The following is a 7289-nucleotide window of genomic DNA, read 5'->3' as shown; positions in this document are numbered from 1 at the left end:
GCTGAACGGGCAGAGCGAATACCAATCGAAAACCAGTTGAGGGCTTCCCCTCAACCATAGAATCTCCCACAGTGGATTGTGGTGTGTCAGTTGGTTTTTACATCAACAGATACAGTCCTGAGGGAGGGCGGGATCAGGAAACCTGCGATTGAAGCTTGGCCAGGATGACAGCGGCCGGATCGTCAGTCTTGGCATCGTCGGCCTTTTCCTGGTCCGACCCATCCGTCACCACACCCGCGAGGATTTCAGCCAGGTTGTGAAAATGCCCGGACTTTTTCTCCGTCGGATCCGAACCACCACCCTGGTTCAATACCGCTTCCAGCGACAAATGCTGGGTCAGCCATTGCGGCGTGTTCTTTTCCTCGGGGCTCATGTTGTCGAGAAAATCCAGGGCCGCATGGGCGCGGGCGACCGGGTCGTTGGCGAACGGGTCTTTCCAGTTTTTTTCCTGGTCCGCCGGGCCGCTGTAATAACCGGTGGCGAGACGGCCCTGCTGGCGCATCAAGGCCTGGGCCGAGGCTTGTTCGTCAGCGCTGAACTTGCCGCCTTCGTTGGTGGCGACGGCGTTCAGCGAGCGGCGATCAAGGTCGCCGAACAGCGCATTACGGTCTTCATCGGTCTTGGCGTACGGCTTGCCGCTGGCGGTCATCTGCGCGTATTTTTCATCCATGCGCTTGCGCGCATCGGCGGCCACTTCCGGGAAGGTCTTGTCCTTGGAACTGGAGACCGCACCGGGCTTGGACGCGCCCAGCACCAGCGCATCGGCATTCATTCCCGCGCGCACCGGAAAGTACGGCGCATTGCCGACGATCGAGCTGCTGTAATCGGTGGAGGTGCTGGAGAGACTCACCGAATCGGTGTTCGAGGCCTTGGCCTGCGCCGTGTCGTCTTGAGCGACCTGCTGCCGGGCATTGGCAGACTTCGAATCGACGGCAGCCGCGTAGGCCGACATCGCCGCATTCGTTGAAGTTGAAACATTGATCATTGTGCTTCCTTGGCGAGGGACGCTCGCAAGTGAGAGCGATAAGACGCTCGATGCCGGACACCGTACGCCGTATCCATGACGCTTTCATTGTATCGGCGACGATACCTTCTACTTGATAGCGTTCGCCGGTCAATGCAACGAATCGCACCACAGGGCCTCATATAAAAACCAGCGACGCCATACGAACACGGGCCTCGCGCCACTGACTTCAATGACAGGTGATTGTTTTTATGACCGCAGCGGACAAGAACCATGTGATCTGGCTGGTTGAACAATCCATGCTGCACGCCGCCCGGCAGCGGGCCAGGCTCTATTCGGGGCAGGGCCGTTTGTGGCAGCAACCGTATGCGCATACCCGGCCGCGCGATGCGTCGGCGCTGGCGTCGGTGTGGTTCACCGCGTACCCGGCGTCCATCGTCACCCGGGAAAACGGCACCGTGCTGGAAGCCCTGGGCGATGAAACCCTGTGGCATGCGCTGTCGAGAATCGGCATCCAGGGCATCCACAATGGCCCGCTGAAAATGTCCGGTGGCCTGACGGGCACCGAACGCACGCCGACAATTGACGGCAATTTCGACCGTATCAGCTTCGACATCGACCCGCAGTTGGGCACCGAGGCACAGTTGCAGGCGCTGGTGCGCATGGCCGCCGCGCACAACGCGGTGATCATCGATGACGTGATCCCGTCGCACACCGGCAAAGGCGCGGATTTTCGCCTGGCCGAGATGGCGTATGAGGACTATCCCGGCCTCTACCACATGGTGGAAATCCGCGAAGAAGACTGGCTGTTGCTGCCCGACATCGCTGAGGGCCGCGATGCGCAAAACCTCAGCCCTGCGCAGGTCGATGTGCTGCGCGACAAGCACTACATCGTCGGCCAATTACAGCGGGTGATCTTCTTCGAGCCCGGCGTGAAGGAAACCGATTGGAGCGCGACACCGGTTGTGGTGGGCGTCGACGGGAAGCCGCGCCGCTGGGTCTATTTGCATTACTTCAAGGAAGGGCAGCCCTCGCTGAATTGGCTGGACCCGACCTTCGCTGCGCAGCAGATGATCATCGGCGACGCGCTGCATGCCATCGACGTGATGGGCGCAAAAATCCTGCGTCTGGATGCCAACGGTTTTCTCGGCGTCGAACGCAAACTCGACGGCACCGCCTGGTCGGAAAGCCATCCGCTGTCGATCACCGGCAACCAGTTGCTGGCCGGGGCGATCCGCAAGGCCGGCGGTTTCAGCTTCCAGGAACTCAACCTGACCGTCGACGACATCGCCGCCATGTCCCACGGCGGTGCGGATCTCTCATACGATTTCATCACCCGACCGGCCTACCAGCACGCGTTGCTGATGGGCGATACCGAGTTCCTGCGCCTGATGCTGCGGCAGATGCACAGCCTCGGCATCGACCCCGGTTCGTTGATCCACGCCTTGCAAAACCACGACGAACTGACCCTCGAGCTGGTGCATTTCTGGACGCTGCACGCCCACGACAACTTCCTCTATCAGGGCCAGACCTTCCCCGGCAACATCCTGCGCGAGCACATCCGCGAACAGATGTACGAACGCCTGGCCGGGGAGCACGCACCGTACAATCTGAAGTTCGTCACCAACGGCGTGTCCTGCACCACCGCCAGCATCATCACGGCGGCGCTGGGGATTCGTGATCTCGACGCGATCACCGCGGCGGACATCCAGCAGATTCGTCAGGTGCATTTACTGTTGGTGATGTACAACGCCATGCAGCCCGGTGTGTTCGCATTGTCTGGGTGGGACTTGGTCGGTGCGCTGCCATTGCCGGCCGAGCAGGTCGCGCATTTGATGCACGACGGCGACACCCGCTGGATTCATCGCGGTGCCTACGATCTGGTCGACCTCAATCCTGAAACAGAGTTTTCAGCCGGGCAGATGCCGCGACCGAAAACCTTGTACGGCAGCCTGACCAGCCAATTGAAGGACCCGGATTCGTTCGTCTCGCAACTCAAGCGGATCCTCGCCGCACGCCGCGCCTACGACATTGCCGCCAGTCGGCAGATCCTGATTCCGGATGTCGAGCATCCGGGGCTGCTGGTCATGGTTCACGAATTACCGGCTGGTAAAGGCACGCAAATCACTGCGCTGAACTTCGGTTCCACGCCGATCACGGAAACCTTGCACCTGCCCAACATTGCGCCGGGACCGGTGGTCGACATCATCAATGAGCGGGTGGAAGGGGATCTCACGCCTGAGGGTGAATTTACCATCACGCTGGATGCGTTCGAAGGATTGGCACTGCGGGTGGTCAGCGCTTCGCCGATGATTTAGGGAGCGGTCAGGCCGCGCCGTCATTATTGGCTGCGTTGCCAGACCCTGACGTAATCGACCCGGAACGTGGACGGCAAGTCGGCATCGTCGACCACGCCGAACCACTCCCAAAACGCTTCGCTGTCGAAGACGATCTGCATCGGAAAGAAGAAATTCGTGTTCTTCGATTCCCTGACCAGCACGCCGTCGACGTACCAGCGCAAGGTGTCGGATTGCCAGTCGAAGCCGTAGACATGAAAGGCACTCGCCAAACGCCACGGGCTGATCCAGGTGCTGCCGTTGGCGATATGTTCGGTGCTTTGCGGCGTGGCCCAGAGATGGGCGTTCATGTTGTACAAACGGTCGAAAGTACCGTTCTTGGTTTTGCCACCGATTTCGAAGATATCGATTTCCGTGGCGTTATCGGGAATGCCCGTCCAGGCCAGCCAGAAGGCGCTGGAGCCGGCTGAGTTCATGGGTTTTGCGCGTGATTCGTAGTAGCCGTAGAACCCGCGATCAATCGTGCGGACCATGGCGGAGCTGTAGTCCTTATAGCCCAGCTGGACGTATTTCTGCGGCAAGGTTTCCTTGCGAAAAACGATGTTCAGGTTGCCGTTGCCCAGCGACGCATTTTGCGGGGTGAACAGCGCCGGTTTGCGCCCGAGCGAATCGGTACCGCTGGCATCGTTGACGTGCCAGCGCGCGGGGTCGAGGCTGGTGCCGTTGAAGTCGTCGGAGAGTTTAGGGTCGAACACCCAGCGGCCGGCGTTGGCCTGGTCCGACAACGGCAGGTTGGCGTTGGTGAGAACGGGCAATGCCCCCAGCGGGCCGACTCGCGTCCAGGTATCAGCCGACTTGGGGATGGCGACAGACCATTTGGTCGCCAGGTATTGGAAGGCTCGCTGACGTTCGGCGAGGGAGGCAAACGGACGGTCATAGACCAGCACTTCGGCAATGTCGCCGTGGAAGTTTTCGTCACTGCCCAGCGCATTACGCCCGACCCCATACGGGCCAATCGGCACGTCGTTGAGCTCCAGCACTGAAACCGTCGGTTCGTAGGCGCTGGGTTGCGACAGGCTGATGGCGAAGTTCGGCAGCACGTTATCGTTGTCGGCGCTGATCGGCCGCGAGCTGAACAGTCGCTGCCACGGGTCGGCCCCGGCGTGTTCAGGCAAGCGACGGGAGACAATCAGCAGCGTCACCGGGCCTTTGGCGGTGCGCAGGCCTTTGCCCAGAAACGCGGAGCCGCCATTGAACCGAACCACCGGATGGCCATTGATGCCGTCGGCCACCCGCAGCGGTCGAGCGGCGACGGCCGCACCGTCCACTGCCGCGTCATTGGCTTTGCCGGACTTGTCCCGCCAGCGCTGAACACGGTTCTGCGCATCGGCGATCACTGTCGACGCGTCATCTGCATCCAGCCACAGTACCAACCCGGTGGTGGGTGGAGCCGGCGCCGCGTTGCACGCCAGCGAAACCGACAACAGCACGAGCAATAAGCCTTCCTTGAGCCCCCGCATCACTTCACCGCAGACAGGGCTGGCCTTCCGAAGTCCGACTGATAGCCCTGCGGGTTGCACGACTGCCAGCGCCACGTGTCGACGATCATTTGCTCCAGATCACGCTCCGCGCTCCAGCCCAAATCACGCACGGCCTTGCTCGGGTCGGCCCAGAATTTGGCAATGTCGCCTTCGCGGCGTGGAGCGAAGCGGTAGGGAATGGTGATGCCGGTAATGTCCTCGAAACTGTGAATGATCTGCAGCACGCTGTAGCCAATCCCGGTGCCGAGGTTCCAGGAATTGACCCCGCCTTGATTCTCCAGCACCTGCAGCGCTTTGAGATGGCCATTGGCAAGGTCGACCACATGAATGTAGTCGCGCACGCAGGTGCCATCGACGGTGGGGTAATCGCAGCCATACACCGTCAATTCCGGTAGGCGGCCAATCGCGACTTGGGTCAGGCATGGCAACAAATTGTTGGGGCGACCGTTCGGGTCTTCACCGATCATGCCACTTTCGTGGGCGCCAATCGGGTTGAAGTAGCGCAGCAGGGCGATGCTCCAGCGCGGATCGGAGTGGCACAGGTCACCGAGCAATTCTTCGATCATCAGCTTGGTTCGACCGTAAGGATTGACCGGTTTCCCGGTGCCGAAATCTTCGGCAATCGGTGAGCGTGTGGGCTCGCCGTACACCGTGGCCGAGGAGCTGAACACCAGTTTGAATACGTTGTTGCGGCCCATCGCCCGGCACAGGTTGAGCGTGCCGGCAACGTTGTTGGCGTAGTAGTCCAGCGGCTTGCGCACGCTTTCCTCGACGGATTTGAGGCTGGCGAAATGCACCACGGCGTCGATGTCGTAGCGGCTGAAGAGGTCGTCGAGCAGGATCGAGTCGCGGATATCGCCATTGATGAAGTCGACCCGGGTATGGGTTAACAACTCAAGGCGCGCGATGGACTCTCGACAACTGTTGCACAGGTTGTCGAGCACCACCACGTGGTGCCCGGCATTGATGAGCGCCAGGGCGGTATGGGAGCCAATGTAGCCGGCCCCGCCAGTGATCAGCGTAGTTTTGCGCATGGTGAGGTCTTCCTGTCTCAGGGACTGAATTCAGCGAGCGGTGAAAACCGTTTTGAATTCTTGCGGCCAGCGCGGGTGCAACACGCTATAGGCCACGGCGTAGCTCAGTGCGCCGACAACGATGGTGCAGATCAGGTGCAGGTAACCTTGGAAACCCAGCCGTGGTGACACGAACAGGACGGTCGCGGCCATGACCAGCGAGGCGATCACGCTGCGGTAATTGGAGTCGAGGAAGCGCCGCCAGCCATAACCGATGGCGGTGTTCAGCCCACGGATTTGCAGCGGCGTGATCACCAGCATCCGCGCCAGCAGCGCCAGCGCCGCGGCCATGCCGCCGTAGAGATTGCCGAAACCGTAGACCAGCGCCAGCGCGAGCAAAGTGGTTGCCACTTCGGCCTTGATCGTCAGGTGGCTGCGGTTGACCGCCACCAGCGCGGTGGTTGCATACATGGCGGTGTTGCCGATGGCGGCGGTGCAGGCCAGCACTTGCAGCATCGGAATGGCCTCGGCCCACTTGGCGCCGAAGATCAGCAGGATCAAGTCCTGCGCCGTGAGGGCGATGCCGATGAACAGTGGCGTCAGCAGGAAGCCGCTGACGGCGGTCGAGTCACCGATGATCCCCAGCAGCCGCGTTGGTTCGGCGCTGCGCCGGGCAAACACCGGCAGCGCGTAGCTCATCAGGCCGTTATAGATCGCGCTACGCGGCAGGTCGATGATGCGCATCGCCATGTTGAACATGCCCACCGCATTGGCGCCGGCGGTCATGCCGAGGACCACGGTGACCCCGCGTTGCAGCGTTTGTGAACTCAGTGCGTTGATCGCCACCGGCGTGCCAGCCTTCAACAGTTCACGCAGGAACGGACCGTCGATGAGGAACGGTATGCGCCGTCGCTCGCCGAGCATCAACACGATGATCGAGACCAATTCCATGATCACGGCCTGGGCAATCACCGCCCAGGCACCCAACCCCAGAAGCGCCACCGCCACACCGGCAACGCCGCCCACGACCTTGCCCAGCAACGTACGGGAGGCGAGCATCTTGAAGTTGCCGCTGCGGCGCATTTGCGCCACATAGACCCGGGCCATCATGGTGAACAGGATCTTCACCGAGGCGATGGCCATCATCCATTGCAGCAGCGGGGAGGGCGTGTACAGCAGGGCCGCGCCGGTGATGACGACGATGGACGCCAGGCTCACCAGCACCGCAGCCCAGAACGCCGTGGCGATGTGTTTGTCCTCCAGTCGCTCAAGCCGCACCAGCGGATCTTCCAGCACCGAGGAGTAAATCAGTCCGATCAATTCGACGATGGCGATGATGACCGTGCCCACCCCCAGTTCTGCCGGGGACAGCAATCGGGCGTACACGACAAACGTGATCATGGACAGGAAGATCAGGCCGAATTTCTCGGTGAAGATCCAGATCAATGTAACCAGACGATGATTGGCCATGGGA

The 7289-nt window shown here is 61.1% G+C and carries 5 protein-coding genes; 1 reads left to right on the top strand and 4 read right to left on the bottom strand.

Annotated elements, in window-relative coordinates; all coding sequences use genetic code 11:
- Positions 1-133: 133 nt before the first annotated feature.
- The gene (locus AC07N8_RS20705) at positions 134-985 is read right to left on the bottom strand and encodes a hypothetical protein (protein WP_493145712.1); all 852 of its coding nucleotides are present in this window, start codon (positions 983-985) and stop codon (positions 134-136) included.
- A 230-nt stretch (positions 986-1215) separates the two neighbouring features.
- Between AC07N8_RS20705 and treS the strand changes: the two genes are divergently transcribed.
- Entirely contained in the window at positions 1216-3282 is a 2067-nt protein-coding gene (treS, locus tag AC07N8_RS20700) for a maltose alpha-D-glucosyltransferase (RefSeq protein ID WP_483839753.1), read from the top strand.
- A gap of 23 nt (positions 3283-3305) precedes the next feature.
- Here the strand turns inward: treS and AC07N8_RS20695 are convergent, their stop codons facing one another.
- Genes AC07N8_RS20695 through AC07N8_RS20685 form a run of 3 tightly spaced genes read right to left on the bottom strand, consistent with a single transcriptional unit; the run spans position 3306 to position 7285 of the window.
- Positions 3306-4751, bottom strand: coding sequence for a family 16 glycosylhydrolase (locus AC07N8_RS20695; RefSeq protein ID WP_493145795.1), 1446 nt, complete (start codon positions 4749-4751; stop codon positions 3306-3308).
- Between the two features lie 29 nt (positions 4752-4780).
- The gene (galE, locus tag AC07N8_RS20690; protein WP_493145713.1) at positions 4781-5836 is read right to left on the bottom strand and encodes a UDP-glucose 4-epimerase GalE; all 1056 of its coding nucleotides are present in this window, start codon (positions 5834-5836) and stop codon (positions 4781-4783) included.
- Between the two features lie 30 nt (positions 5837-5866).
- Positions 5867-7285 carry an oligosaccharide flippase family protein gene (locus tag AC07N8_RS20685; protein ID WP_493145714.1) on the bottom strand — a complete coding sequence of 473 codons (1419 nt, stop codon included), beginning with the start codon at positions 7283-7285 and terminating at the stop codon, positions 5867-5869.
- Between the last annotated feature and the right edge of the window lie 4 nt (positions 7286-7289).

The organism is Pseudomonas sp. GW821-FHT10C09 (genome assembly GCF_059415465.1).
Note: the sequence above shows the minus strand (reverse complement) of the source record. Positions and strands in the feature narration are given on the sequence as shown.

What these genes read in the sequence shown, in the direction of transcription:
- AC07N8_RS20705 (WP_493145712.1), bottom strand. Translation starts at nt 985, where the DNA reads ATGATCAATGTTTCAACTTCAACGAATGCGGCGATGTCGGCCTACGCG.
- treS (WP_483839753.1), top strand. Translation starts at nt 1,216, where the DNA reads ATGACCGCAGCGGACAAGAACCATGTGATCTGGCTGGTTGAACAATCC.
- galE (WP_493145713.1), bottom strand. Translation starts at nt 5,836, where the DNA reads ATGCGCAAAACTACGCTGATCACTGGCGGGGCCGGCTACATTGGCTCC.
- AC07N8_RS20685 (WP_493145714.1), bottom strand. Translation starts at nt 7,285, where the DNA reads ATGGCCAATCATCGTCTGGTTACATTGATCTGGATCTTCACCGAGAAA.